This is a genomic window from Pseudomonas putida (genome assembly GCF_025905425.1).
GTDB classification, from domain to species: Bacteria; Pseudomonadota; Gammaproteobacteria; order Pseudomonadales; family Pseudomonadaceae; genus Aquipseudomonas; species Aquipseudomonas putida_AF.
In genome coordinates, this window is the sequence record NZ_CP109603.1 from 3,134,432 (window position 1) to 3,159,767 (window position 25,336).

Genomic DNA, 25,336 nt, shown 5'->3' on the forward strand with positions numbered 1-25,336 from the left:
TATCCTGCAGGATCGCGGCAGATTGACATCAAGTACCCTGTCGAAACACACTGATACGTAATTGCCCCAGGTGCTTTAAGCCGTTGTCCTGGATTTCGTTTCCGCTTGCCGGTCGAGTTCATGGTTTTTCCAGCCCAATCGCGCTTGTTGCCCTACCTCGCTCTGCTTTGCCTGACTTTTGCCCTGACCCTCGGTGGCATCCTGGCACGTCCGATCGAGTCCCTGTCGCTGTTCTGGCCAGTCAACGCGGCCTTGGTCGGCGTGCTGTTGCGCTACCCCCGCCAGGCCAATGCCCTCGGCTTTACCCTGGTCTGGCTGGCCATGGTGGCGGCCGACCTGCTGTGTGGCAGCGACTGGAAGCCGGCCCTTTGGTTCAACCTGTGCAACCTGGGCATGGTGTTCACTGTCTGGCAGTTGCTGTCGCGGGTGCCGCGCCTGCACCGACGCATGCGCAGCCCGCATGGCGTACTCAGTGTGTTTGGCGCTTGCGCCGCCGGCGCGATGGTCGCGGCGAGCCTGGCGTCGATCATGGCCGCCCCGTGGTTCGAGCAATCGCTGCAGGCCACCTGGCTGGCCTGGTTCAGTGAGCAGTTCTCAACCAGCGTACTGGTGCTGCCAGTGCTGCTGACGGCGCCCTCGGCGCGGGCACTGCTGCGCGGTGGCGCCCAGGCGGTGCGTTTGCCGCCCTTGCTGGTACTGCTTGCCTCGCTGGCCTTCAGCATCGCGTTTGGGGGGCCAGGCGCCATTGCCTTCCCGATTGCCGCCCTGCTGTGGTGTGCCTGGACCTACCCGCCGTTTCTGGTTTCGCTGCTGACGTTGACGGCCGGCAGCACGCTGATTGTCGCGGTCGCGCAAAACCTCATGCACTTCAGCGTGCCGCAAAGCGAACCGGGAGTCACCACACTGATGTCGGCCCGCCTGGGCATCGCCATGCTGGTGCTCGGGCCGCTGGTGGTGGCGTGTGTCAGCCAGGCCAACCGCAGCCTGATGGCGCGTCTGGCGCATCAGGCCACCATCGATCACCTGACCGGTGTGCTGACCCGCAGCGCATTCACCCGCCGTGCCAACGCGCTGCTCGACAGCCGCCAGCAACATGGCCAGGCGCTACCGCTGACCTTGATGATGCTGGATATCGATCATTTCAAAGCGATCAACGATGTGCACGGCCACGCGGTCGGCGACAAAGTCCTGCGCCAGTTCGCCCGCACCCTGCAGGACCAGTTGCACGAAGGCCAACTGTTCGCACGCATGGGGGGCGAGGAGTTCGTCGTGGTCCTGCCTGGCCTTGCGCCGGAGCGGGCCAAATTCACCGCCGAACGCCTGCGCCGAGCGGTGCAGGACCTGCACGTGGTGCAGGCCGACCATCGCCTGCAAATTACCGTGAGCATCGGCCTGGACGGTTGCGCCGCCGATACGCCGGCACCGAGCCTTGACGAGTTGCTGGCCCGCGCCGACCAGGCGCTGTACCGGGCCAAGGCCCATGGCCGCAACCGTGTCGAGCAGGCCGAAGCACAGCGCCAGGTGGTCTGATTCAGCCGGCCAGCAAGTCCCAGGACAACTTGGCAATCAGTACGCACAGCAGGATCAAGAACAGCCCACGCACGAAACCTGCCCCCTTGCGCACCGCCAGCCAGGTACCCGTCAGTGCACCGAGGATGTTGCAGGCCGCCATCGGCAAGGCGATGGCGTACAGCACATTGCCCGACGGCACGAAGAACACCAGCGCCGCCAGGTTGGTCGCGATGTTCACCACCTTGGCCGAAGCCGAGGCATGCAGGAAGTCCAGGGCGAAAAAGCGAATGAACAGGAAGATCAGGAAGCTGCCGGTACCCGGCCCGAACAAGCCATCGTAAAAGCCGATCGCCCCGCCGATCAGTACCGCCAGGCACTGCTCTTTACGGCCGATCCGGGTGGGTTTGTGCAGCGTGCCGAAATCCTTCTTGCAGAATGTGTAGATCGCCATCAGTACGATCATCACCAGCACGGCCGGGCGCATCACACTGGGCGGCACCAGCGATACCGTGGCGGCGCCGGCAAACGACATGACGAAAGCACTGAGTGCTGCAGGCACGATCAGCCCCCAGTCCAGCGTGACCTTGCGGATGAACGAGCGCGCCGCAAAGGCCGTACCGCATACCGAGGCCAGTTTGTTGGTACCGAGCAAGGCCGCCGGTTGCGCGGTGGGCAGCACGTTGAACAGCGCCGGGATCTGAATAAGCCCGCCACCGCCCACGGCAGCGTCGATCAATCCGGCGGCGAAAGCGAATACAGAAAGTACGGCGATATCCATCATGACGCGGCTCCAGGCAGTGAGTCAGGCTGCAAGGCTAATCAAAGTGCCGCGCTTGTGTTGAAATGCCACATTGCGAAAACTGCAATGAGGGCCACGCAATGGCATTGGACATGCTCAGGGAGATTCAGGCGTTCGTCAGTGTCGCGCACAAGCGCAGCTTCGTCGCCGCAGCACGCGCCCTGGGGCGCTCACCCAGCGCGGTGACACGCGCGATACAAACCCTGGAAGACAACGCAGGCAGCAAACTGCTCAACCGCAACGCCAATACCGTGACCTTGACCGAAGCCGGCGAGCGCTTCCTGCCCCATGCCGAACGCTTGCTGGATGTGCAACGTGATGCGGTCGATGAGTTGGCCGCGCTCAGCGGTAGCGCACAAGGCTGGATCCGTTTTGCAGTGCCGCAATTGCTCGGTGAGCATGTGCTGCCCCGGGTGCTCGCCGAGTTTTCCCAGCGCCATCCACAGGTGACCCTGGACGTGCAGTACAGCGATGCCGCCCTGGACCCGCTGCTGGACAAGTTCGACTTCGTGGTGCGCGGGGCCTTTCCGCAATCCAGCGAACTGATTGGTTATCCGCTGTGGGGCTACCCACGCCATCTCTATGCAAGCCCAAGCTACGTAGCCGTGGCCGGCAACCCGCAACACCCGGAGGCGCTGCAGAACCACGCACTGATTGTGCATACCGCCCCACGCATTCTCAAAGCCTGGCACTTCTGCCGTGATGGCCAGATCACCAGCCTGCGCCCGACGCCACGGCTTCGCCTGGGCTCAGGCGACGCGGTCTACCACAGCACGCTGGCCGGAGCCGGCATCGCCCGCCTCGCAGCCTGGGTAGGCGAAGCCCAGGTCAAGGCCGGGCGCCTGGTGCGGGTGTGCCCTCAATACCGCTTGACCTCCAGCACAGGCCAGGACCCACAAATGCACGCGCTGTACCCTGCTGGCGAGTTGCCCGCACGGGTGCGCGAGCTGTTGCAGGCCTTGCGCCGCGCCGGGCTGTCGGCCTGACGCAAACGCTGCAAAAGGACTGTTCAAATTCTGCTCAATCTAACAGAGCCCGCTGCAGGCTTGGCTTACAGCATTTTATCCACAGACCTACCCACGTTTTTTGTGGACAGATTTCCCAACGCAAAGAAAGACTTATCGCACCTGCAGCAACGCAGTATTGGCCAGCTTGACCAATTCGATCCACTCAAGGGTGCTGATCACTCCCGACTGTTCCAGCGCACCGGCACTGCGTAGCGCCTCATCGTAACCCTCCTCATCGAGGGCACCTTGCGCGAGAAAACGGCTACGCCACTCCAGCATGGCTGAAGTGCCTTCCTTACATTCCATGTGTGTATCGACTCCAGGGCAAAAGACCGGCCCGCAACGTGGGCCGTATGGGGGCGGGGCAGACTACACGAGCCATTTGCACTTGAGAATTAATTTCACCTACCGCTGATGTAGCGATGGCAATTAATAGAAGTTGCCGAGCAGGCAGGGGTGGGCCCATCTGGCGAATCAGAAGGGCCGCAGAGGGGAAAGTGTGGAGAATGTCAGCTTGGCGGGATGGTGCCCAAAATACCTATCAGAAAGGCCAGTAGCAGAAAACCACCCAGGAACAGCGTCAGCTTGCCCATCGGAACCTCTACAGTGTGATACGGGAATGGGCATATTGTCGTGCCTTGCCTGATACGGTTACAGATTCAGGTTTGCAGAAAAAAAGCAGATCAGATGCAGCCCGCCCCCCACTCACGCTGATCAAAAGTCGCAGTCTGCACCAAGCCCGCACTCGCCAAGCCAACCTCAACTGACCCGCTGATAACAAGCAACCACCCCGCCTCTCGACATCACCCACTGCCATAACTGAATGTCCCGTGCGCGAAACGCGCCTGCACACGACAGCAGGTAGTAGCGCCACATCCGTCGAAAGCGCTCGCCCAGTTCATTGGCAAAATACTGCCAGTGCGCCTCGAAATTTGAGTACCAGACCATCAACGTACGGTCGTAGTCGGCGCCGAAGTTGTGCAAGTCCTCGACCACCAGCAAACCGTCGGCGGCATCACCGATCTGGCCAATCGACGGCAGGTCGCCATTGGGGAAGATGTACTTGTCGATCCAGCGGTCCGGTACGTCACGGCGGCGATTCTTGCCGATAGTGTGCAACAGCAGCAGGCCTTCATCGTCGAGACAGCGGGCTGCTACCTCCATGAAGCATGGTGTGTCCTTGTCGGTTTTGGAGATCGGACGCGCTGTCAGCGGTCACCCTGGTGCAGGTACAGCACCACTTCCAGTTCCTTGCGCAGCCAGGGCTGTTCGATCTGCGGCAAACGGGCCTGCAGTTGCCGGGCGACCCAACGCTGGCCGCGGGCAATGAACAGCAACCGTTCTTGCAGGTTGCTGATGGCCATGGCCTTGGCATGAAACTCCCCCATGCCTGCGCCCGGCTTTGCGTCCAGGCGTTCCAGGCAATGGCGCAGCCGTCGGCAGCTTTCTGCTTCGCCGTGGTGCAGTTGTTCCAAACGCAGCAACAGCGCCGGGTCGTCGGTTTCGCGCGCACTGTCGAGCATCAGCCGGGCACCGGCCCGCTCAGCCCGCATGAGCATGCGCAACCAGTCAATCAGGTCATCGGCGGGCGGTTGGGGAGAAATCGGTACTTCACAAGCATGTGGCATGAGAAAGCTCCTGAAGCCGCTCTGGGACGCGGCGACAGGAGGAGCTTAGAGCGCTCGGGCGCTGAAAATAATTGAAATTAAATGGGCTTTGGCTGCATTAAATTGAATACAAGTGCTGCGAACACTCATTTGATGCATTTTTTTTGCAGTTATAGCAAAAGCTGCCTGACACGCTGCGCCGCAACAGGCTCAAGTGCCTTAATTGCTACATAAGGTTTCACAGCACACGGTGAACCTGCATCACTCCGCTGCAGGAGCATGGCGCTATCAAAATCTTTCCAAAACCCACAAACCCGCGGCGTTGAGCGCCATCTGAAATACACGATTTGAAACGGACGGATGCAAGATTTGTAGGATCTTTTCCCGCTATCTGTAGGGAGAATCCAGGCGGTGACGTTTCCCTGTATGTAACATCAGTTTCATCGGCAAATTCGAGCTGCTAAGGTCAGGTTTTCCTACAACGGCATGGACGCCCCCCGCATGAGAAAAGCATGGACCCGTTCGACGCTTCAGCCCTGAAACTGCAGAAAAACCTGCTGACACTGCGCCAGGCGCGTGATCGCTTAAGAAGGGAAGGCAACCACACGCAAGCCGATGAACTTGCACAGCAGATCACACGGATCGAGACGGTGTTGGCCACCGTGTCAGGCGCGGTCAAGCCGCCGACTTTGCAATAAGCGCCCACTGCCGCACCATCGGTGCCAACTTTTTCTTGCGTACAAGGCTCGAACCTGTGCAAACGCCCGTAGAATCTGCGTTCTCCAACAAAAGGATTCTGTGATGTTCATTGGAAGAATTGCCGAACTGACTGGCTGCACCCCGAAAGCCATCCGACTCTACGAACAGCTGGGCCTGATCAATGAGCCCGAACGTCAAGGCCGGTACCGCCTGTACGATGCTCACCACCTGGAAATGGTCCGTCTCATCCGCAAGGCGCAAACCGCCGGCTTCAAGCTGGCCGAGATGAGCCCTTTGATTGCGGCAAAGAACGCACTCAAAACCTTCCCGCTGGCATTGGCCAATGACGCTGTCGACGCCAAACGCCAACAGGTCAGTGAGCAGATCGCGACGTTACACGCGCTGGACCGTCACCTGATCGAACTCAAAGGCGAGATGAACGCCCTGTTTGGCCAGCAAACCCAGGCATGTCCTCGTACGGCTGGGTCGCTCGCCTGCCAAGATAGTTGAATGCCGACCTCAAGCTGTCGCCAGGAGACCGCGGGCTGTAGCCCAGTTCCCGGCGAGCCTTCGCGATGCTGTATTCCTGCCTGACGTCATGGAACAGCCGCACCTGGCTCAGCATCAGCTGAGCCGGTCTGCCGGTCAGGCTCGCTATGCGCTCCTGTGCCCAGGCGACACACATCAGTAACCAGCGCGGCGCTGGCGGTGGCAAACGATAACCCGCCCCCTCTGCATTGGCGGCCTCCAACAGATCAGCCAATGACGAGGAGTGCGCGTTCGCGAGGATGTAGCGCTGCCCGGCGCGCCCCTTCTGTGCAGCCAGAATCAAGCCCTGCGCCACGTCTCGCACGTCCACGAAGTTGAAATGGAACCCCGGGTCCAGTGGCATCTGCCGTTGACGCACGGTTTCGAGAAAATTCATGGTGTCGGTGAGTTGGGTCGCATTGGGCCCGATCATGGCCGAGGGCAGCACCGCGACCATCCACAGGTCCAGCTCCCGCGCGGTCTGCCAGGCCATTCGCTCGGCAAGTATCTTCGACTTGTAGTAGGCATTCTCGGCCTCGTCGTTCCAGCTGTGCTCATCCAGCGGTTCACCATCGTGCCCGATCGCCGCCACCGAGCTCACATACACCACCCGTTGCACACCCGAACGAGACGCGGCCTGCAGCACCGTGCGGGTGCCCCGCACATTGGGCTCGACAATCTCGGTTTCTGGCTGTCGGGCCCAATGCCTGAACACGGCGGCGACCTGAAACAGGATTTCAACGCCGGTCATGGCCTTGAGCAAAGACGGCTCATCTTGCAACTCGGCATAAACCAGTTCGCAATCCAGCCCGTCAAAAGGTTCAGTCCTGGACGTATCGCGCACCCCGGCCCGCACACGGTAGCCCTGATCGAGCAACGCCCGGACCAGGGTATTACCCAGATGCCCATTGGCGCCTGTCACCAGACATAACTTGCTCACAGCACCTCCTTGTGACGGAACTCGGCCGCACTTGATCGCCACAGCTTAAAGTCTGTCCCTAAGGGCATAGTCAAGCGAAAAACGGGGCGTTAGTTGCAACTTCTCATCAAGAAACATTTTGATACATCTACACAACAGCTTATTTATAAGAGGCAACTTGAGACGAGCGTTCCAGTTAAGAGCAAAGCCCATATAAAACAGGGCTTTGAGCATCTGCCCTATAGGACAGATGATGACAATTCTTCACAGACTTATTTCGAAAGTCACCGATTGAGTTAATCGGAAACCACTGATAGCATTTCGACACAGCCCAACTTAACCCCGCTGACTGACCCTGCATGGACGCATCAATGGCTATCAAACTCTATAATCACGCCACGCTTTAGCGCCTCACACGGACGTTCCTGCTTCGCCCCACACCCTTAGCCACACCTGCAACTTGCGCAGCGACTTTGCTGCGCGGCATCGGCGTGAGCAAAATAAAAAAGTCACTCTTCGCTCCAAGGCGTGCTCCATGTTAAAAGCATTCACCTTCGCACTTTCAGCGCTGCCTGTTACTGTGCTCGCTGGAACGCTCGACGTCGATTCCAAACTCTCTTACCAGGCCGCCGAAAACCTGGCAGTGAAGAAACTTTCAAAGTCAGAACTTCGCTTTTACAACGCCCTGTCTTATCAAACCGATACCGATGCCCGGTTTTTTCTTTCCACCCGCTTGCGCTGGAACATGAGCGGCCAACTTGAGCCGGGAGCGCCCGACCAAACAGCACTTTCGCCCCTCAGCGATGGCCGTAAAATCTACGACAATTACCCCTTTCAGTTCGAACTCCGCGAAGCCTACTTCAGGGACTCGCTGGGTGAAGCCGGGACCCTGACGCTGGGCAAACAGCAGGTGGTGTGGGGCCAGGCGGACGGTGTCACGGTACTGGATATCGTCAACCCCATGAACTACCGGGAGTTCATCCTGGAGGATCCAGAAGAGGCGCGGATCCCGCTGTGGATGGCCAATGTGGTGGTGCCCGTAGGCCCGTTCGACATGCAGGTATTGTGGATTCCCGACCAGACCTACACTGACTTTCCCAACTACAACGAAGGCGAATTCGCCATTCGCTCTCGCCGCCTGATCCCCCAGGCGCCTGCTGGCCTAGGGATCCCGGTAAACCGGCGCAGGGCCGAACGCCCTGATCGGCCCGTCAAGGATTCGGACATCGGCCTGGCCCTGACAACCAGCGTCGAGTCATGGGACTTCTCGCTCAACTACATGTATCACTACAACGACGCGCCGTTCTTCGAATCACGCCTGACCTTTGAAAATATGGGGCCGGTGATCGAAGTACGCGAACGCTATGAGCGGACCCACACGGTCGGTGCAAGTGCCAGTACCTCGATCAATGACTTTGTCCTGCGTTCAGAGCTGGCACACGCCACCCAGCGTTCGGTCATCGATTATGACCCCAACAGTGCCAATGGCCGCTTTCAAACCAACGAAACCAGCTACGTCATCGGCCTGGATTACTACGGCATCACAGAAAGTGTTCTCAGCGCGCAGTTCTATCAAAGCATGCTGGGCGACACCAACGCCTATTTGCCACGCGATAAAGTCGACAACATCATGACCTTTCTTTATCGCAAAGACCTGATGCACCAACGGGACACCTTCGAAGCACAATGGTTGACCAACCTGAATGATGGCGATGGGCTTGTGCGCCTGGAATATGCATCAAAGCTGTCAAAAAGCCTAAAAGCCACCGTGGGCCTGGACATCTTTCATGGCGACCCGAATGGCCTGTTCGGACAGTTTCACAACAATGATCGCGTGCAAGTGAAACTCGACTATTTCTTCTGACCCGGCCCACCGCTTTGTGTGTTTCGTCACCCCTTTCTGCGAGCGTAAACCATGCCTACCATCAATGATAAATTCAAAGATGCTGTTACCCAGAATAAAGCCCTCTGGACATTCTGCGACAGCAATCGTACTTACCCGATTGCCGAACTGGACAGCCAGGTAGCGGTCTGTGCCGCGAAGCTGTCGGCATTGCAACTTGCGCCGCAAAGCCGCGTGGGCCTGGTACTAAATAACAGCATCGAATTGGTCACTTACCTGTTGGCGTGCTGGCGCCTGAATCTGGTGGCCGTACCCTTGCGGACCAAATCGGGCAAATACCTGAACTACGCCGAGTTTCTTGCCGGTTGTGACCGTTCCTGCGGGTTCAGCCTGGTAGTGTGCGATGCCAGCATCGCTGCAGAAGACATCGCGGCGTGGCGCTCGCACACAGGCCTGGCCATCCACTCGGAGCCGGGGTTCAACCCTCAAGGCGCACCTGGCCAGCCGTTGCCTGCCCAGGCCCAGCCGGCCGATATGGCGATCATCCAGTTCTCGTCGGGCAGTACCGGCTTCCCCAAGGGTGTCATCGTCACCCACGAGATGGTCATCAACCAGCTCAGGCATATCGAACGCGCCCACACGGCCAGCCGGGATGGCGTTGCGCTGCGCAACTGCGCCTCCTGGACGCCGATCCATCATGACATGGGGCTGTTCACCGGCGTGCTGCTGCCCATCTACAGCGCCTGCAACCACCTGCTGGCCACCCCGGATTACTTCATGCGCAACCCTGCGCGCTGGTTCCGGCAGTTGTCCGAGCACCAGGTGGACCTGAGCTTCATCACCAACTCGGCGCTGGTCGCGGCGCTGCGCACGGTCAAGCGGCTGTATGGCGATGAGCAGGTCGATCTGTCGCGCCTTCACCTCTACATCTCGGCAGAAAAAATCAGCGCGCAGGTGCTGAGCAAGGTCAAGGAGCGCTTCGCGCCGCTGAAGTTGCTGGCAGAACACATCCACTCGGCATATGGCATGGCGGAAAACAGCCTGGGGGCAAGCTGCAGCAAGCGCGGCGAACTCAATACCCTGGCCGTGACCATCAGCGCCGATGGCGATGTGCACGTGACGACCGCCAGCGCCGAAGGCAGTGTCGAGCTGGTTTCAGCAGGTTACGCCAACCTCCATCACCGGATCACCGTGCGTGACGCTGACGACCAACCGCTGCCGGCACTCAAGCTGGGTGAAATCCACATCGAAAGCGACTGCCTGACCCCAGGCTATCTGAACATGCCCGAAGCCACGCAGGCCAAGCTTGCAAACGGCCGTCTACGCACGGGTGACCTGGGCTTCTTCCATGAGCAGGAACTGTACTTCTACAGCCGCCAGGACGACTTGATCGTCATCGGTGGGCGCAACATCGTCCCCGACGATATCGAAGAAACGGTGGAGGATTTCGAGTTCGTCAGAGCCTCGGGTAGCGCGCTGTTGGCGATGGAGAACACCCAGAGCGGTTTGATGGAGCTGCACCTGGTACTCGAAGGCGATGCGAACGCCAGCAGCGAGGCACGCGCAGAAATGCAAAAAGCCCTCACGCTGGCCGTGCTGGACACCCACGACGCCCTGTTGAACCGGGTTCATTTCTGCCCGCGCGGCAGTGTCGAAAAGACCTCAAGCGGAAAAAAACGTCGCCGGGTCATTCGCCAACGTCTGCTCGACCGGCAACTGGTTCCCTTCGCGGCCCAGATACCTGTGCCGTAATCGTTCAACGCCAGCCCAATACCCCGCTTTCATTTCCTGCGCTCACACATGGATCAGTGACCCGATGAACACGTTCGCAATGGCCCCCCTGCCTGCCCTTTCGCCGCTTACCCAGACCACCGTCAGCGAGTGGATTTTCCACTGGTTGGCAGAGCGAGATTACGACGAATACCTGTCGATCTGCGCCGATACACCGTTCTCCGAGATGGGCCTGAGCTCTATCGATGCCGTTGAGCTCGCCAGCGAGCTCGCCCACGCCTCTAAGGTGCCCCTGGACTCCACCATCGCCTGGCATTACCCGACCCCGGCCACCCTCGCCGGCTACATCGCCGGTGCCTCCGCGCCCCTTGAGCCAGAGCAGCCCGCGCCCACAGGGCTACCCGCCGCCGCTGCCAATACCGCGTTCCAGCACCTGGACGAACAGGCGATGGCCGACCTGCTTGAAAGCCTGCTAAGCCCTGCCGGCCAGGCACCCCAGGCCCGCTGACTGCGGATCTGCACCCGGGGTTCCCGGGTGTTTTCGGCGATAGCGCTCGAACGCCATCCCTTTTCATCGGGCGGGTTCCTGACTGCGGCTGAACGCCTGCCGCAGGCCGGCCCGTGCTCGTCGCCCAGAGCAACACGCACAACGTCCAGCTCGCAGCCGTGCGAGTGATGGTTAAATTCTTGAGAGCAAACACATTGAAATCGACAGACACTCAGCCTTCGGGCATCAAGGCGCTTCTGGCAAACTCTGTCTCTGAAATCCTCAGCCTGAGGCAAAAAGTCGAGCACCTGCAGGCCGGGATCGACGAGCCCATCGCCATCGTCGGCATGGGTTGCCGGTTCCCCGGCGGGGCCAATACGCCCGAGGCGTTCTGGCAGCTGCTCAAGGAAGGCGTCTGTGCGGTGCGTGACATGGGCGACGCGCGCTGGTCATCGGCCGATTACTACCACCCCGATGCCGAAGCCGCCGGCAAACTCTACAGCCAGCATGCCGGTTTGCTCGACCGGGTCGATCATTTCGACGCCCAGCGATTCAAGCTTCCAGCCCATGAAGCGAACGCGATGGATCCACAGCAACGCCTGTTGCTGATGGTCTGCTGGGAAGCCCTGCGTAACGCCAACCTCGACCTGCCCGCGCTGAAGGGCAGCAAGACCGGCGTATTTCTGGGCATGAGTACCAGCGACTACTCACGCTTGGCCGTCGACCCCCTGGTACCAGAGGCCATTGACGCCTACGCCTGCCTTGGCAATGCGCACAGCGTGGCGGCCGGGCGCATTGCCTATCTGTTCGGCTTCCATGGGCCGGCATTGGCGCTGGATACGTCCTGTTCCTCCTCGTTGCTCAGCGTGCACCTGGCCTGCAAGAGCTTACGAGCAGGCGAATCGACAATGGCCCTGGCGGGCGGCGTCAACCTGATCCTGTCGCCGGAGAACAGCATCGGCCTGTCCAGAATGCAGGCCTTGTCCCGCCATGGGCTATGCCGCACCTTCGATGCCGAGGCCGACGGCTACGTGCGCGGCGAAGGCTGTGGTGTGGTCGTGCTCAAGACCTTGAGCCAGGCGCGCCTGGACAATGACCACATCTACGCGGTAATCCGTGGCTCGGCGGTCAACCACGACGGCGCCAGCAATGGCCTGACAGCCCCCAACGGGCGCATGCAACAGGAGGTGATCGAGCAGGCACTCAAGCAGGCCCGGCTCAGCCCCGGCGACATCGACTATGTGGAAACCCACGGCACCGGTACCCCGCTGGGCGACCCCATCGAAGTCAACGCCCTGCTGCGCGCCTTGCGCCAGGCCCCCGCCGAAAACCCATTGCTCATCGGCTCGGTGAAGACCAACATCGGCCACCTCGAATCGGCCGCGGGCATTGCCGCGCTCATCAAGTTGTGCCTTTCGCTCAAGCATCAACTGATTGTGCCGCACCTGCATTTTGCCAAGCCCAATCCGCATATCAACTGGGCGACTGACAAGCTCGAAGTGCCCACCCAGTGCCGCCCCTGGCCACAGCAGGAGGCACTGCGCCATGCCGGCGTCAGCGCATTTGGCCTGAGCGGCACCAATGTGCACATGGTCCTGTCCTCGGCAGAAGAGGCGCAACAGCCGCCAGCCGAGCACTTCCCAGGCGTGCTGACCTTCTGCGCCACGAGCGCCGAAACCCTGGCACAGACCAGCGTGCGCTGGAGCGACTTCCTGCGCGACAGCACCCTGCCCTACGCCGACATCTGCAGCAGCAGCAATGCCTACCGACACAACGCCAAGCACCGCCTGAGCGTGGTCGCCGACCGTGCAGAAGACGCTCAGGCGCTGTTGCAGCGGTTTGCCGCCGGCGAACGCCCCGCCCAGGTTCATCAGGGTGCAATACCGGGCGCGCGCGCCGAGATGTGCATGCTGTTCACCGGCCAGGGTTCACAGTACGCCGGCATGGGCCAGCAGCTCTACGCCACGCAGGCGGCATTCCGCGAAGCACTGGAGCAGTGCGATGCGCTCTACACCGAGGCGCTCGGCCATAGCATCAAAGATGTGCTGTGGGGCGAGCGCACGCAGGCGTTGAGCGAGACCCAGTACACCCAACCTGCGATTTTCTGTCTCCAGTATGCCCTGACCCGCCTCTGGGCCAGCCTTGGCATCGCGCCTGCGACCGTTATCGGGCACAGCCTGGGCGAGTACGCTGCAGCCTGCGCTGCCGGGGTCTTTTCGATGGAAGATGGCCTGCGCCTGATCATCCAGCGCGGCCACTTGATGCACAGCATGACGGTTGCAGGCAGCATGCTCGCCGTCAAAGCCGAGCGGTTGGCCATCGAGCAACTGATCGCCCCGTTTGCCGGGCAGGTCTCCATCGCCGCCGATAACGGGCCCAATGACCTGGTGATCTCCGGCAGCAGCCCGGTGGTCGAGCAGATCAAGGCCGAGCTGGATCAACGCGGTATCCGCAGCAACGCACTCAACGTGTCGCGGGCATTCCATTCGGCGCTGATGTCGCCGATGCTCGACGCCTTCAAGGCATACGCCGCACAAGTTCACTACAGCGCCCCTACCGTGGCGTTCTACTCGACCGTGCTCGGTCGACGCGTCGACACCGAGCTGTGCGACCCCGCCTACTGGGCTCACCAGGTGGCAGCACCCGTTGAGTTTCACCAGGCCCTGGTGACACTGGCGCAAGAACAACCGCACGGCCTGCTGGAAGTCGGCCCGAGCCCTACCCTGGTCGATCTGGCCAGCCGCAGCCTGCCGACCGATGACCTGCGTGCAACGCTGTACTCGCTGCGCAAGGGCCAAGATGAGCAACACCTGCTGCGCGACAACCTGGCCCGGCTGTATGTGCAGGGCGTGCTCGCCCGCATCCCCGGCAGCCCTGCGCGCAAGCTCGCCTTGCCAGTCGAAGTGCTCGACGAAAAGCCCTATTGGGTCAACGGCGGCAAGATGAGCCCCGTCCGGCTGCGTGACGCGCGCCCGTCGAATTCGCCCGAGGTCGTGCACCTGCGGGCTCAGCGGCAATGGCAGGTCAGCGCCAGCCTGGGCGAGCCACTGGCGCTGGACGGGCGCTGGTTGATGGTCAGTGAGTCGGCCGATTTTCTGGCAGCCGTCGAGGATGGCGCAGTGCGCAAAGTCCTCGTCAGCGATGTGGACAGCGCCCTTGGCCAAGGCCTCGAACGGTTTGACGGTGTGCTGTACGTGGCCTGCGCCAGCGGCACCGACATCGGTCAGCACGCACCTGAATCCATCAACCGGTTCATCGCGCTGAGCACGCGCATCTGCTCGGCCAGTTGCCTCGCGGCTGGGGCGCGTTTCGTGGTCGCGCACTACAACACCGACCCGCTCGATCGCCTGGTCCACAGCGGCGGTGTCGGCGTAACCAAGACCCTGGCGCAGGAATACCCGCAGTTGCGCTTCAACCAGATCGACCTGCGCCCCGCAGGTTCGCTGGCTGACGATGCCAAACGGCTGCTGGCCTGGGTCGCCCGTGCGGCCGATACCGGCGTGCCTTTCGAAGTGCGCATCAAGCAGAACAACGTCTACGAATGCCGCCTGGAAACGCTCGCGCCAGCCAGCCCGGCCGAGGCGCTCAGCCTCAAGGCGGGGCGCAGTTACCTGATCACCGGTGGCCTCGGCGCGCTGGGCCTTGCCATCGCCCAGGGCCTGGCCCGCCGTGGCGCCGGGCAGTTGCTGCTGGTGTCGCGCCGTAGCGAGCCGAGCGCCACCCAGCAAGCGTTGCTCGACGGCTTGGGCGTACTCGGTTGCGATGTCCGGCTGTTTACGCTGGATGTCTGCGATCGTCTGGCCTTGGGCGCACTGATCGCCGAATGTGGCCAGTCATTACTGCCCCTGGCCGGTGTCGTGCATGCGGCCGGCGCCCTGAGCGACGGCCGGCTCGACCAAATGACCGCTGCGGCCACAGCGTCTGTGCTGGCGCCGAAAATCACCGGTGGCTGGCATCTACATGAACTGACCTGCCCGCTGCAACTGGACTTCTTCGCCCTGTTTTCGTCCGCCTCGGCCGTGTTTGGCAACTACGCCCAGGGCGCTTATTGCGCTGCCAACAGCTTCCTCGACGAACTGGCCGCCTACCGTGTCGCCCAAGGCCTGGTCGCCACCAGTTTGGCCTGGGGGCCTTGGGCGGGTGCCGGCATGGCCAGTGCAGGCACCGCCGCGGCCACCCTGCGTGCTCAGGGCCTGGCGTTGATCGAGCCAGATGAAGGGTTCGATCTGTTCTTGCGCCTGTTGCCGAGTGCCCCGTACAACCCGGTGCTGCTCAATCTTCAGCCCCAGGCGCTGGAACAGCTGTCACTGGATCAAACGGGCCCCGCGCTGCTGCGTCTTTATGCTCAGGCACAACGCCCGCGGCCGTCTGCGGCCGCCAACACCGACTCGCCACTGCGCGCCTACCTGCAGCGCATGCACCCGCAAGCCCCGGCCAAAGCGATCGAAAGCCTCTTGCGTGAAAGCATCGCCGATGTGTCGGGCAATGAAGCCATGGCCGGCTTCAGCAGCGACGCGCCGTTGATCGAGATGGGCCTGGACTCGTTGATGGCCGTGCAATTGCGCAATCGCCTGTCGGCACTGACCGGCGAAGCGCTGCCGGTCAGCCTGCTGTTCGACTACCCAAGCCTGGCCCGCCTGGGCGACTACCTGCTGTCGCTGCACACAGCCGGCAGCGGCCCGGACACTGCCGCACTGCCAGCGCCAGACGCCAGCCAACGCGCCACCGCCGTACAGGACATCGCGATCATTGGTATCGGCTGTCGCTACCCTGGCGGGGTGAGCGATGCCGAGTCCTTCTGGCAGATGCTGGTCGATGGCGTCGACGGGGTCGGTGAAGTCGGCAATGCACGCTGGAATCACGACGAATACTACGACGCCGACCCCGATGCGCCAGGGAAGATGTACAGCCGTTGGGGTGGTTTGCTCGATGACGTCGGCCATTTCGACAACCGCTTCTTCAACATCAGTGCGCAAGAAGCCATCAGCATGGACCCGCAACAACGCCTGTTGCTGGAGGTGGGCTGGGAAACCCTGGAAAACGCCGGCATTACCCCGGCAGCGGTGGCCAACGGCGGCATATTCGTAGGCTGTGGCCCCAATGAGTACAGCCACATTCTCAATGCACCGGGGGCGCCGCAAACCAGCGCCTATTTCGCCACCGGCAACTCGATCAGCGTCAATGCCGGGCGTCTGGCGTATTTCCTGGGCTGGGAAGGCCCTGCCATCGCCATCGACACAGCCTGCTCTTCGAGCCTGGTCAGCGTCGCCCTCGCCTGCCAGAGCCTGCGTCACGGCGAATGCTCGGTGGCGCTGGCCGGCGGGGTAAACCTGACCCTGTCGCCACACACCAACATCGCCTTGTCCAAAGCGCACATGCTGTCGCCCGACGGGCGCTGCAAAACCTTCGACCAGCGTGCCAACGGCTACGTGCGTTCCGAAGGGTGCGGGCTGGTCCTGCTCAAGCCGCTTGAAGACGCACTGCGCGACGGTGACCAGGTGCTGAGCGTGATCAAGGGCTGCAGCATCAATCAGGATGGCCGCAGCCAAGGCCTGACCGCGCCCAGTGGGCCGGCGCAGGAGCGGGTCATGCGCGCTGCGCTGGGGCAAGCCGGCATGGAGCCTGAGCACATTCAATACCTGGAGGCGCACGGTACCGGTACCCCGCTGGGCGACCCCATCGAAATGCACGCCATCGAGGCGGTGTACGGCCAGCGCGCAGGCACTAGCCCGCTCTATGTGGGCTCAGTCAAGACCAACCTGGGCCACACCGAGGCGGCGGCCGGGGTTGCCAGCCTGATCAAGCTGTCCTTGATGCTGCAACACCGCACCATCGCCCGCAACCTGCACCTGAACACGCTCAACCCGCACTTCAGCGCAAACCTGCTGGGGCAAACGCCCAGCGTGATCGTCGCCGACCAGCCACGCCCGTGGCCCGCCACCACCGGGCCGGCGACGGGTGCTGTCAGCTCGTTCGGTTTCAGTGGCACCAATGCTCACCTGATCCTCGCTGGCGCCCCAGAGGTGCAACAACAGGTGCCTGCCGAGCCTGTCGACGAGCCTTGCCTGCTGGCGCTGTCGGCACGCAGCACAGCAGCACTGGAGGCGCTCAAGCGCCGTTATGTCGCACGCCTGCAAGGGGGCGTCAGTGACCTGCCCAGCCTTTGCCACAGTGCCAGTACCCGGCGCGTGCATTTCGAGGTACGCGAGGCGTTCGTCGCCAGCACGGCCGACGAACTGTGCCAGCAGTTGCAGCACCCCATGCTCGAAGCACCCCGCCGCAGCGCCCACAGCGCCACCCGGGTGGCCTTCCTGTTTACCGGCCAGGGCAGCCAGTACCTGGGCATGGGCCGTGCCCTTTATGTGCAGGGGTCGTTGTTCAAGCAAGCGCTGGACCAGTGCGCGGCGCTGATGCAGGCACAGTTGCCAGGCTCGATCCTGGAGGTACTGTGGGCCGAGGATGCCGCACGCCTGGACAACACCTACTACACCCAGCCGGCGCTGTTCGCCCTGCAATATGCCTTGGGCAAGCAATGGATGGGTTGGGGCGTGGTACCGGACTACGTGCTGGGCCACAGCGTCGGCGAGTACGCCGCTGCGTGCCTGGCCGGCGTGATGAGCCTGGAAGATGCAGTGCGTCTGATCTGTGCCCGTGCACGCCTGATGGTCGAACAGTGCGAAACCGGCTCGATGCTGGTGGTGCATGCCAGCCGCGGCGAAACCCAGGCCTTGCTGGCCAGGCTCGGTGACGTGGCACAGCAGCTGTCGGTCGCGGCCCACAACGGCCCGGCGAACACCGTGGTTGCCGGTTGCTCGCAGACGCTGCAGCGGTTGATCGCGCTGTGCGCCAGCGAGGCCATCGACACCCAGTCACTGCGCGTTTCCCATGGCTTCCATTCGCCTTTGATGGCGCCGATGCTCGACGCCTTCCGCCGCGTGGCCGAAGGTATCCGCTTCAAGCCGGCCACTATCACCTTCGTATCGACGGTGACCGGCACGGTGCTGAACGGTGAGAACGCCTGTGCCGATTACTGGGTCGAGCATGTACGGGCCCCGGTGTTGTTCAACGAGGCCTTGGCGACGCTCGCCACCCTGGCGCCCCAGGTCGGCCTGGAGGTCGGCCCTGGTACCCAGCTCATCGGCATGGCCAGGCGTTGCCTGGAGGGTTCACAGATAGTCTGGCTGTCTTCACTGAAGGCCAAAGCCGAGGCTCGCCGGCACATGCTGAGCACCCTGGGCGCACTCTATGCCCAGCAGGTCACACCCGACTGGTCGGCCGTATTCCCTTCAACTCGCCCCTACCTGCGCACCGCCCTGCCTGCCTATGCCTTCCAGCGCAGCCACTTCTGGCCGCAACAACAAGGCCCGGCGCTGTTCCCTGCGCAGCGTTCGCAGGGCAACAGCCGGCCGGCCGAGCTACCGGTACTGGGGCAAAAAACCGTCAGTGCCACAGGCGAGGTGATCTACCAGACCCGCTTCGACGCACAGGCGCCGTTCCCGATCGCCGACCATCGCCTTTACGGGACGATCGTCATCGCCGGTGCCACACACCTGGCGCTGAGCGCGCTGATTGCCGAAAACCTTGACCAGGCCCTGGGCTACGAGTTGAGCGACATCACCTTCCCGGCCGCCATGGTGTTCGCCGACGATGAAGCCAAACAGTTCCAGTACCTGGTCAGCCGCCAGGCCGACCAGCGCCTGTCGATCGCAGGCTACAGCCGCACCGAGGGCGACGAGGGCCCGTGGCAGCAGCACTTCACCAGCACCCTCAGCCCCCGGTTACCCGCAAGCGCAGTTGGGGTTGAGCACAGCTTTGACCCGCAGCAACTCTGCCAGGGCCTTGAGCAGCAACTGGATGGCGAGCGCTTCTACAGCGAAATGGCCGCTGCCGGCTATGCCCTGGAAGGGGGGTTCCGCTGGGTCGAGCGCATTTGGCGCCGCCCTGGGCAAGCGCTGGCACGTCTACGTGCGCCACAAAACGCCGAGACCGCCTACATCGTGGCGCCGGGGCTGATGGATGCCTTCTTCCAGACCAGTGCCGCCGCCTCGTATGACACGCACCTGAGCCTTGGCGGGCGTGACACCCTGTACATTCCGTTCGCCATCGATGCCATGCGCGTTCTCAAGCAGGTCAAAGGGCCGTTGTGGTGCCACGTGCAATGCCTGTCTGCAGCACCCCAGCATGCCGGCGAAGCAGAACTGGAGGCGTACAGCCACCGGCTGACGGTTTATGACGAGGCCGGCGAGCCGGTGGTGACCGTCGAGGCGCTGCGCAGCAAACGCGCGCCGAAATCGGTGCTGATCGATTCGCTCAAGCACAAGCCATCGCTTGCCTATCACATCGACTGGGTGGCAGGCGCCACGCCCTTGGCTCACCAGCCATTGGCGGTCATGGGCAGCAAACCGCTATGGCTGATCCTGGCTGACCGCAGCGGCCATGCCCACGCCTTGCGCCAACGGCTGGAGCATGCCGGGGTGCGTTGCCTGCTGCTCGCTAGCGATGCGGACAGCGAGCAACCCGGCCTTGTGCGCTATGACCTGGATCGGCTGCCAGAAGGCCTTGCGGCGCTGCTGGAGCCATTGACCCAGGGGCACGCGATCCAGCAGGTCATCCACTTGCAAGGCCTTGATCATCTGCCGGCAGATGCACAGGACCTGTCGGCGCAGCAACGCGCCCTGCTGCTGCCGGTACTTGCGGTCCAGCAGATGTGCCTGAAGGCCGGGAGCGAGCCGGACTGGACGTTTGCCGTTGCCCACGACACCCACACTGCCCCCGCAGCGCCAATCGCGGGCATGCTGCGCGGGCTGGCCAAGGTGATGGGCGAAGAGCATCCGCAGGCCCGCATCAAGCACGTCAGCGTAGCGGCTCAGGCGCTGCAAGAGCGTGTCGATTGCCTGTACAGCGAGCTTGGGCTGGACGACAACGAAAGTGAAATCCGTTACACCGGTGATGCTCGCCAGGTTGCCCGCCTGAGCGCACTGCCCTATGCGCCTGTCGCCCCGGCGCAGGCCGTATTCCACGCCGACCGCAGCTACTTGATCACCGGTGGCCTCGGCGCCATCGGCCTGAGCCTGGCGGACCTCATCATCCAGCGTGGTGGCCGCCACCTGGTACTGGTGGCCCGCACCACCGAGGTGGCGAAAATTGCGCCGCAGCTTGCACGCTGGCAAGCACTGGGCGCCTCGGTGCTGCTCAGGTCTTGCGACGTCGCCCAGCAGCCCCGCGTGATGGCGCTGTTCGACGAGATCGACCGTACCCTGCCGCCGCTAGACGGGGTATTCCACTGCGCCGGCAGCCTGCGTGACGGCTTGCTCGGCGCGCAGACCTGGGATGACTTCCAGGCACCGCTCGCCGCGAAAACCCAAGGCGCCTGGTGGCTGCACCAGGCCACCCAGGCACGCCCTTTGAGCTGGTTCGTGCTGTTCTCCTCGGCGGCCACCGTGTTCGGCTCCCCAGGCCAGGGCAATTACGCTGCGGCCAATGCCTTCCTCGACCAACTGGCCACCCAGCGCCGGGCCAACGGCCTGTGCGGGCTGAGCATCAACTGGGGGCCATGGAAGGGTGACGGCATGGCCCATGCGACCGGCCGCGCGGCCAACTTCCAGCGCGCCCCCGGCGTGGGCTTGCTGGCCCCCCAGGAGGCGCTGGAGGCGATGCTGGCCTTGGCCGGCACGGCGCACGCCAACCCCACGGTGATCGACATCGACTGGACGCAGATTCACGCGGCAGTCAGCCAACGCGCACAACATTCGCTGCTGTCCGGGTTGGTCAGAAGGCCCGCCGACAGTACCCGCTACCTGGCCGACCTGGCCGCCTTGCGCAGCGAGTGCGATCAGTTGGCCGCGCCGCAGCGTCGGGCCTGCATCGAGCAGTTCGTGTTGAAAATGGCCAGGGACATCATGGCCATGAACGACCGCCAGTTGCTGGACGTCAACGAGCCGCTGCAATCGGAGGGCCTGGATTCGCTGATGGCACTGGAGCTGCGCAACAAGTTGGCGCAGATCCTTGGCCGAAAACTCCCCGCCACCTTGCTGTTCGACTACCCCACCGTGCGCGCGATGAGCGCGTTCATCGCCGACCAACTGTACCCGCCGCTTGACGCACCGCGTGATGCGCAGGCCCCAGCGCGAGCCGCGACCGCCCCCGTCAGCGAAGACAATTTCAGCGACCTGAGCGATGCCGAACTCCTGGCCATGCTGGCCGATGAAGCCCTGTGAGCCGCCCCCACCCCACGTGAAAGGAACCCCACGCATGACGCAACACAACGATAGCCGGGCGCTCATGGAAAACGCGCTGCGAAAAATAAAACGGCTCAACCATGAGCTGGAGACGCTCAAGGACCAACAGCACGAAGCCATCGCCATTGTCGGGATCGGTTGCCGCTACCCCGGCGCCGACAGCGGTGTCGAACAGTTCTGGGCCAACCTCTGCGAAGGGGTCGACAGCGTATCGCCGCTGACCGACCAGCGCTGGGACCAGCAACGGCATTTCGATGCGCAGATGCCGTTGCCGGGCAAGACCTACTCCCCCAGTGCCGGGTTGCTCGACGACGTGCTGCGCTTCGATGCCGAGCTGTTCGGGATCACCCCGCGCGAAGCCGAGTGCATGGACCCGCAGCAGCGCATCCTGCTCGAAGTGACCTGGCAGGCGCTCGAAGATGCCGGCATGGCGCCCGACACCGTGCGCGGTGCGAATGCCGGGGTGTTCACCGGGATCATGAACAAGGACCACTCCGACCTGCTGGTGCGCCACCTGGGCCTGGATGAAATCGCCGCGCACATGAATGCCGGCAACCATGAAAGCGTGCATTCGGGCCGGGTGTCGTACACCTTTGACTTCAAAGGGCCGTGCATCACCCTCAACACCGCCTGCTCGTCCTCACTGGTCAGCGTGCACCTGGCCTGCCAGAGCCTGCGTCAGAACGAGTGTGACTTCGCCCTGGCCGGTGGCTGCAATGTGCTGCTCGCGCCGGCCACATCAATCGCCCAGTCCCAGGCGATGATGCACTCTCCGCAAGGCCAGTGTAAGGCCTTCGACGCGTCGGCCAACGGCTATGTACGCGCCGAAGGCTGTGGTGTGCTGGTGCTCAAGCGCCTGTCCCGGGCGATTGCCGAGGGCGATCGCGTGTATGCCGTGATCCGCGGCTCTGCGGTGAATCAGGACGGTTTGAGCCAGGGCATCATGGCCCCGAACGGGCCTGCGCAGGTCCGGGTCATTCGCAGTGCGCTGGCCAATGCCCGGGTCGCCGCCAAGGATGTCGCCTATGTCGAAGCTCACGGCACCGGCACCAAGCTCGGCGACCCGATCGAACTGCAAGCGCTGGGCAATGTATACGGGCAAGCCGCAGAGCGCGCCGCGCCGTTGCTGGTGGGCTCACTTAAAACCAACATCGGCCACAGCGAATCCGCCGCGGGTGTCGCCGGCATCATCAAGGTGGCCAAAGCCTTGCAGCAGGGGCTGATCCCGCCTCAACTGCACTTTCACGATGCCAACCCCTTTGTCGACCTGCACGCCGAGAACATCCAGATCTGCGTCGAGCGCCAGGCCTGGCCGTGCTCCACTCAGCCCGCTGAGGCAGCGGCTGCCCCGCGCCTGGCGGGGGTGAGTTCGTTCGGCTTCAGTGGCACCAACGCGCACATCATCCTGGCGTCCTACACCCCGCCGGCGCATAGCGATGCCGGCCAGGCGAACCTGCCTCATCTGCTGTGCATCAGTGCCCGCGAAGAGGCCGCGCTCAAGGCCTACGCCGGCCAGTTGCTCGGCCTGTTAGCGGCCAGTGACGAGCAAGCTGCAGCCGATATCTGCTACTCACAAAACAGCGGGCGCCGGGTATTCGAAAAGCGTATCGCCGTCAGTGGCAACAACCGCAACGAACTGGTCGAGGCGTTGCAGCGAGCGTTGGCCGGCGAGCCGCTTGCTACCGGCCAGCACGGCGCTGCTGCCCTGACCGGCTGGGCCATTGGCGAATTCGACGCGCAGAGCAGGCAGCACTACCAGCGGTTGTTCGAGCAGCATCCAGCGTTCCGCCCAGCGCTCCATGAGTTTCTGCACACTGCGCAGCACCAACTGGCCCGCGACCTGCCCGAGGACGCACTGGCACAGGCCCACGACCACCGCGACCTGCGCCTGTTCGATGCCGCCTTGTTCTACGGCGTTGCAACCCTGTGGCGTTCGCTGGGGATCGAACCGCGCTGGATCCTCGCGCAAGGCGCGATGGCGCCGGTGGCGGCCGCCATCACCGGCAACCAGACACTGCACCAGGCAATCACCGCGATCGACAGCCTGCCCAACGATACACCGGGGCTGACCCACCTTTATGGCAACGGCGCAAAAAGCGACCCGCAGGTGACTCAGGCACTGGGCCCGCAAGCGCTTGCACAAGCGTTGGCCAGCGACACCGTCGGCAGCGTATTGCTGATGGGCCAGGCATGCACCCTGTGCGCCGGCCCAGCACATCACGCCGCCCCACGCTTGATACCGATTGCGCCCAGTGGGCATGAGGCTGCCTGGGCCAGCCTCGCCGCTACACTGGCCGCCCTGTACCAGGCGGGCGCTGCGATCAACCCTGCGGCGTGGGACCAGCACCCGCAACGGCGCAAGCAGGCCTTGCCCACCTATGCCTTCCAGGGGCGGCGTTACTGGCTCGAACCGCTGAGCGCGGCGGCCGAGGACGCGCCACGGACAACCGCCCGGCCGCAAGCCACGCCTGAGCCCTTGGCCCTGGCCAGCCTCAATGCCCGCGATTACGTGACTGGCCTGATCCGCTTGCTGGCGAAGATGGAGGACCAACCGCTGCCCGAAGACAGCTTGCTGATCGACGACATCGGCTTCGATTCACTGATGCTGGCCGAACTGCGCACACGTGTCGAAAAAGCGTACCCCAACGCCGTCAAGATTCCCCTCGACCTGCTGCACAGCGGGCCACTCGGGGAACTGCTGAGCTTCGTCGAAACGGCAGCAGGCAATGCTCAGGCTCACCCCACCGAGCACGCACATAATGACCAAAGCCGGGCGCTGGACTGGCTGGCCCGATGGAAAGGCCCACAGGACTCGGGGCAGGTCGAACGCATGGACAAACGCCACGTTCACAAAGCCTGTGAACGCAACGTGCTGCTGGGTGATATCGCTGCCGTCGACGACACCGGTTGGTATGCCGCCGAACTCTTCCATGACGCCGCTCACCCGTTCTTCTACGAACATGCCCAGGACCATATCCCCGGCCTGTACCTGATCGAGGCAGCCCGCCAGTTCGGCATCGCCTGCACCCACCTGTTCCAGGGCGTGCCCCACGAATTCCCGTTTGTTCTGGACGACATGCGTATCCGTTTCGACGCCTTCGCCGAGCAGGACAGCCCGGTCTACCTGCTCGCCGAATACACCGACCTGATGTTCAAGGACGGCCACCTGCATCGCAGCCACAGCCGGTGCCACATCGTCCAGCACGGCAATGTGCTGGGCACGATCGAAGGCCACGGGTTGATTCTGCAGCCGGACAGTTATCGATCGGTACGCGCCCCGCAAAGCGCCCATTAACCCTTCACCCCATTCCAAGGAGGCCCCTTCGTGCACGCACAAACGCCCGAAAAACCCGTCGTCGCCATCTTCGACTTCGACCGCACACTCACCGACCGCCACACCTTCTGGCGCTTTCTACAGCGCCTGGTAGGCACGCCGCGATTCATCCTGGTCGCCATCAGCCTGGTGCCCACGGCGCTGTTGCTGGCCCTCAAGGTGATTCCGCTGATGGCGGCGCGTGAAGTGATGATCCGCCGCTGCATGACCGGCGTCAGCGCCGAGAAATACCGCGCACTGGGCCAGGTGTTCGCGCGCCAGGACATCGATGCCTGGGTCAAGCCCGAAGCCCTGGCACGCCTCAAGTGGCACCAGGCCCAAGGCCACCGTTGCCTGTTGATCAGCAATTCTGCAGACGTCTACCTAGAGCCCTGGGGCCAGGCCGCAGGGTTTGATGGCATCAGTGGTTCGCGTTTCAAGGAGCACAACGGGGTATTGACCGGCGAACTCGATGGCCCGCACTGCCAGGCCGAAGAGAAGGTCGTCCGGGTTCGGCAGATTCTCGGCAACCCGAGCGACTACGTGATCCATGCCTACGGTGACAGCGACGGCGACCGCAACCTGCTGGACATCGCCGAGTACCCCTACTACCGGTCGTTCGAACACTGCACCCAGTGACTAGGGAGGTCATC

14 protein-coding genes and 1 pseudogene are annotated in these 25,336 nt (G+C 62.9%); 10 read left to right on the forward strand and 5 right to left on the reverse strand.

Annotated features, from left to right (window positions below; translation table 11 throughout):
• Positions 1–105 precede the first annotated feature (105 nt).
• Positions 106–1,530: a GGDEF domain-containing protein gene (locus OGV19_RS13995; protein ID WP_264309319.1), complete on the forward strand. Its 1,425-nt coding sequence runs from the start codon at positions 106–108 to the stop codon at positions 1,528–1,530.
• A gap of 1 nt (position 1,531) precedes the next feature.
• Here the strand turns inward: OGV19_RS13995 and OGV19_RS14000 are convergent, their stop codons facing one another.
• Positions 1,532–2,293 carry a sulfite exporter TauE/SafE family protein gene (locus OGV19_RS14000; protein WP_264309320.1) on the reverse strand — a complete coding sequence of 254 codons (762 nt, stop codon included), beginning with the start codon at positions 2,291–2,293 and terminating at the stop codon, positions 1,532–1,534.
• A gap of 98 nt (positions 2,294–2,391) precedes the next feature.
• On the opposite strand from OGV19_RS14000, the gene OGV19_RS14005 reads away from it, so the two are divergent.
• Positions 2,392–3,297 (forward strand): LysR family transcriptional regulator, encoded by a 906-nt coding sequence (locus tag OGV19_RS14005; RefSeq protein ID WP_264309321.1) that lies wholly within the window; start codon positions 2,392–2,394, stop codon positions 3,295–3,297.
• Positions 3,298–3,429: 132 nt separating this feature from the next.
• Here the strand turns inward: OGV19_RS14005 and OGV19_RS14010 are convergent, their stop codons facing one another.
• The 3 genes and pseudogenes from OGV19_RS14010 to OGV19_RS14020 form a co-directional block, all read right to left on the reverse strand.
• The gene (locus OGV19_RS14010; protein ID WP_264309322.1) at positions 3,430–3,624 is read right to left on the reverse strand and encodes a hypothetical protein; all 195 of its coding nucleotides are present in this window, start codon (positions 3,622–3,624) and stop codon (positions 3,430–3,432) included.
• Between the two features lie 453 nt (positions 3,625–4,077).
• Positions 4,078–4,485: pseudogene (locus tag OGV19_RS14015) on the reverse strand (class I SAM-dependent methyltransferase); the annotation flags it as partial.
• Between the two features lie 41 nt (positions 4,486–4,526).
• A complete protein-coding gene (locus tag OGV19_RS14020) occupies positions 4,527–4,946 on the reverse strand; it encodes a DUF892 family protein (RefSeq protein ID WP_264309323.1) in 420 nt (139 codons plus the stop codon).
• A 491-nt stretch (positions 4,947–5,437) separates the two neighbouring features.
• Between OGV19_RS14020 and OGV19_RS14025 the strand changes: the two genes are divergently transcribed.
• Positions 5,438–5,623 carry a hypothetical protein gene (locus tag OGV19_RS14025; protein WP_264309324.1) on the forward strand — a complete coding sequence of 62 codons (186 nt, stop codon included), beginning with the start codon at positions 5,438–5,440 and terminating at the stop codon, positions 5,621–5,623.
• Between the two features lie 103 nt (positions 5,624–5,726).
• Positions 5,727–6,134 (forward strand): MerR family transcriptional regulator, encoded by a 408-nt coding sequence (locus OGV19_RS14030; protein ID WP_264309325.1) that lies wholly within the window; start codon positions 5,727–5,729, stop codon positions 6,132–6,134.
• Here OGV19_RS14030 and OGV19_RS14035 read toward each other — a convergent pair.
• Positions 6,049–7,092 carry an NAD-dependent epimerase/dehydratase family protein gene (locus tag OGV19_RS14035; protein ID WP_264309326.1) on the reverse strand — a complete coding sequence of 348 codons (1,044 nt, stop codon included), beginning with the start codon at positions 7,090–7,092 and terminating at the stop codon, positions 6,049–6,051. The two genes, OGV19_RS14030 and OGV19_RS14035, sit on opposite strands and share 86 nt — an antisense overlap.
• 514 nt (positions 7,093–7,606) lie before the next feature.
• Here OGV19_RS14035 and OGV19_RS14040 point away from each other — a divergent pair.
• From OGV19_RS14040 to OGV19_RS14065, 6 genes are all read left to right on the forward strand, one after another.
• Positions 7,607–8,935 carry a DUF1302 family protein gene (locus tag OGV19_RS14040; RefSeq protein WP_264309327.1) on the forward strand — a complete coding sequence of 443 codons (1,329 nt, stop codon included), beginning with the start codon at positions 7,607–7,609 and terminating at the stop codon, positions 8,933–8,935.
• A gap of 51 nt (positions 8,936–8,986) precedes the next feature.
• Positions 8,987–10,666 carry an AMP-binding protein gene (locus OGV19_RS14045; RefSeq protein WP_264309328.1) on the forward strand — a complete coding sequence of 560 codons (1,680 nt, stop codon included), beginning with the start codon at positions 8,987–8,989 and terminating at the stop codon, positions 10,664–10,666.
• Positions 10,667–10,730: 64 nt separating this feature from the next.
• A complete protein-coding gene (locus tag OGV19_RS14050; RefSeq protein ID WP_264309329.1) occupies positions 10,731–11,153 on the forward strand; it encodes an acyl carrier protein in 423 nt (140 codons plus the stop codon).
• A 194-nt stretch (positions 11,154–11,347) separates the two neighbouring features.
• Positions 11,348–21,349, forward strand: coding sequence for a type I polyketide synthase (locus tag OGV19_RS14055; protein WP_264309330.1), 10,002 nt, complete (start codon positions 11,348–11,350; stop codon positions 21,347–21,349).
• 34 nt (positions 21,350–21,383) lie between these two features.
• Positions 21,384–24,665 carry a beta-ketoacyl synthase N-terminal-like domain-containing protein gene (locus tag OGV19_RS14060; protein ID WP_264309331.1) on the forward strand — a complete coding sequence of 1,094 codons (3,282 nt, stop codon included), beginning with the start codon at positions 21,384–21,386 and terminating at the stop codon, positions 24,663–24,665.
• A gap of 30 nt (positions 24,666–24,695) precedes the next feature.
• Positions 24,696–25,322 carry an HAD-IB family hydrolase gene (locus OGV19_RS14065; RefSeq protein ID WP_264309332.1) on the forward strand — a complete coding sequence of 209 codons (627 nt, stop codon included), beginning with the start codon at positions 24,696–24,698 and terminating at the stop codon, positions 25,320–25,322.
• The last annotated feature ends 14 nt before the right edge of the window (positions 25,323–25,336 follow it).

What these genes read in the sequence shown, in the direction of transcription:
- OGV19_RS14045 (WP_264309328.1), top strand. Translation starts at nt 8,987, where the DNA reads ATGCCTACCATCAATGATAAATTCAAAGATGCTGTTACCCAGAATAAA.
- OGV19_RS14030 (WP_264309325.1), top strand. Translation starts at nt 5,727, where the DNA reads ATGTTCATTGGAAGAATTGCCGAACTGACTGGCTGCACCCCGAAAGCC.
- OGV19_RS14025 (WP_264309324.1), top strand. Translation starts at nt 5,438, where the DNA reads ATGGACCCGTTCGACGCTTCAGCCCTGAAACTGCAGAAAAACCTGCTG.
- OGV19_RS14040 (WP_264309327.1), top strand. Translation starts at nt 7,607, where the DNA reads ATGTTAAAAGCATTCACCTTCGCACTTTCAGCGCTGCCTGTTACTGTG.
- OGV19_RS14020 (WP_264309323.1), bottom strand. Translation starts at nt 4,946, where the DNA reads ATGCCACATGCTTGTGAAGTACCGATTTCTCCCCAACCGCCCGCCGAT.
- OGV19_RS14060 (WP_264309331.1), top strand. Translation starts at nt 21,384, where the DNA reads ATGACGCAACACAACGATAGCCGGGCGCTCATGGAAAACGCGCTGCGA.
- OGV19_RS14005 (WP_264309321.1), top strand. Translation starts at nt 2,392, where the DNA reads ATGGCATTGGACATGCTCAGGGAGATTCAGGCGTTCGTCAGTGTCGCG.
- OGV19_RS14010 (WP_264309322.1), bottom strand. Translation starts at nt 3,624, where the DNA reads ATGGAATGTAAGGAAGGCACTTCAGCCATGCTGGAGTGGCGTAGCCGT.
- OGV19_RS14000 (WP_264309320.1), bottom strand. Translation starts at nt 2,293, where the DNA reads ATGATGGATATCGCCGTACTTTCTGTATTCGCTTTCGCCGCCGGATTG.
- OGV19_RS14050 (WP_264309329.1), top strand. Translation starts at nt 10,731, where the DNA reads ATGAACACGTTCGCAATGGCCCCCCTGCCTGCCCTTTCGCCGCTTACC.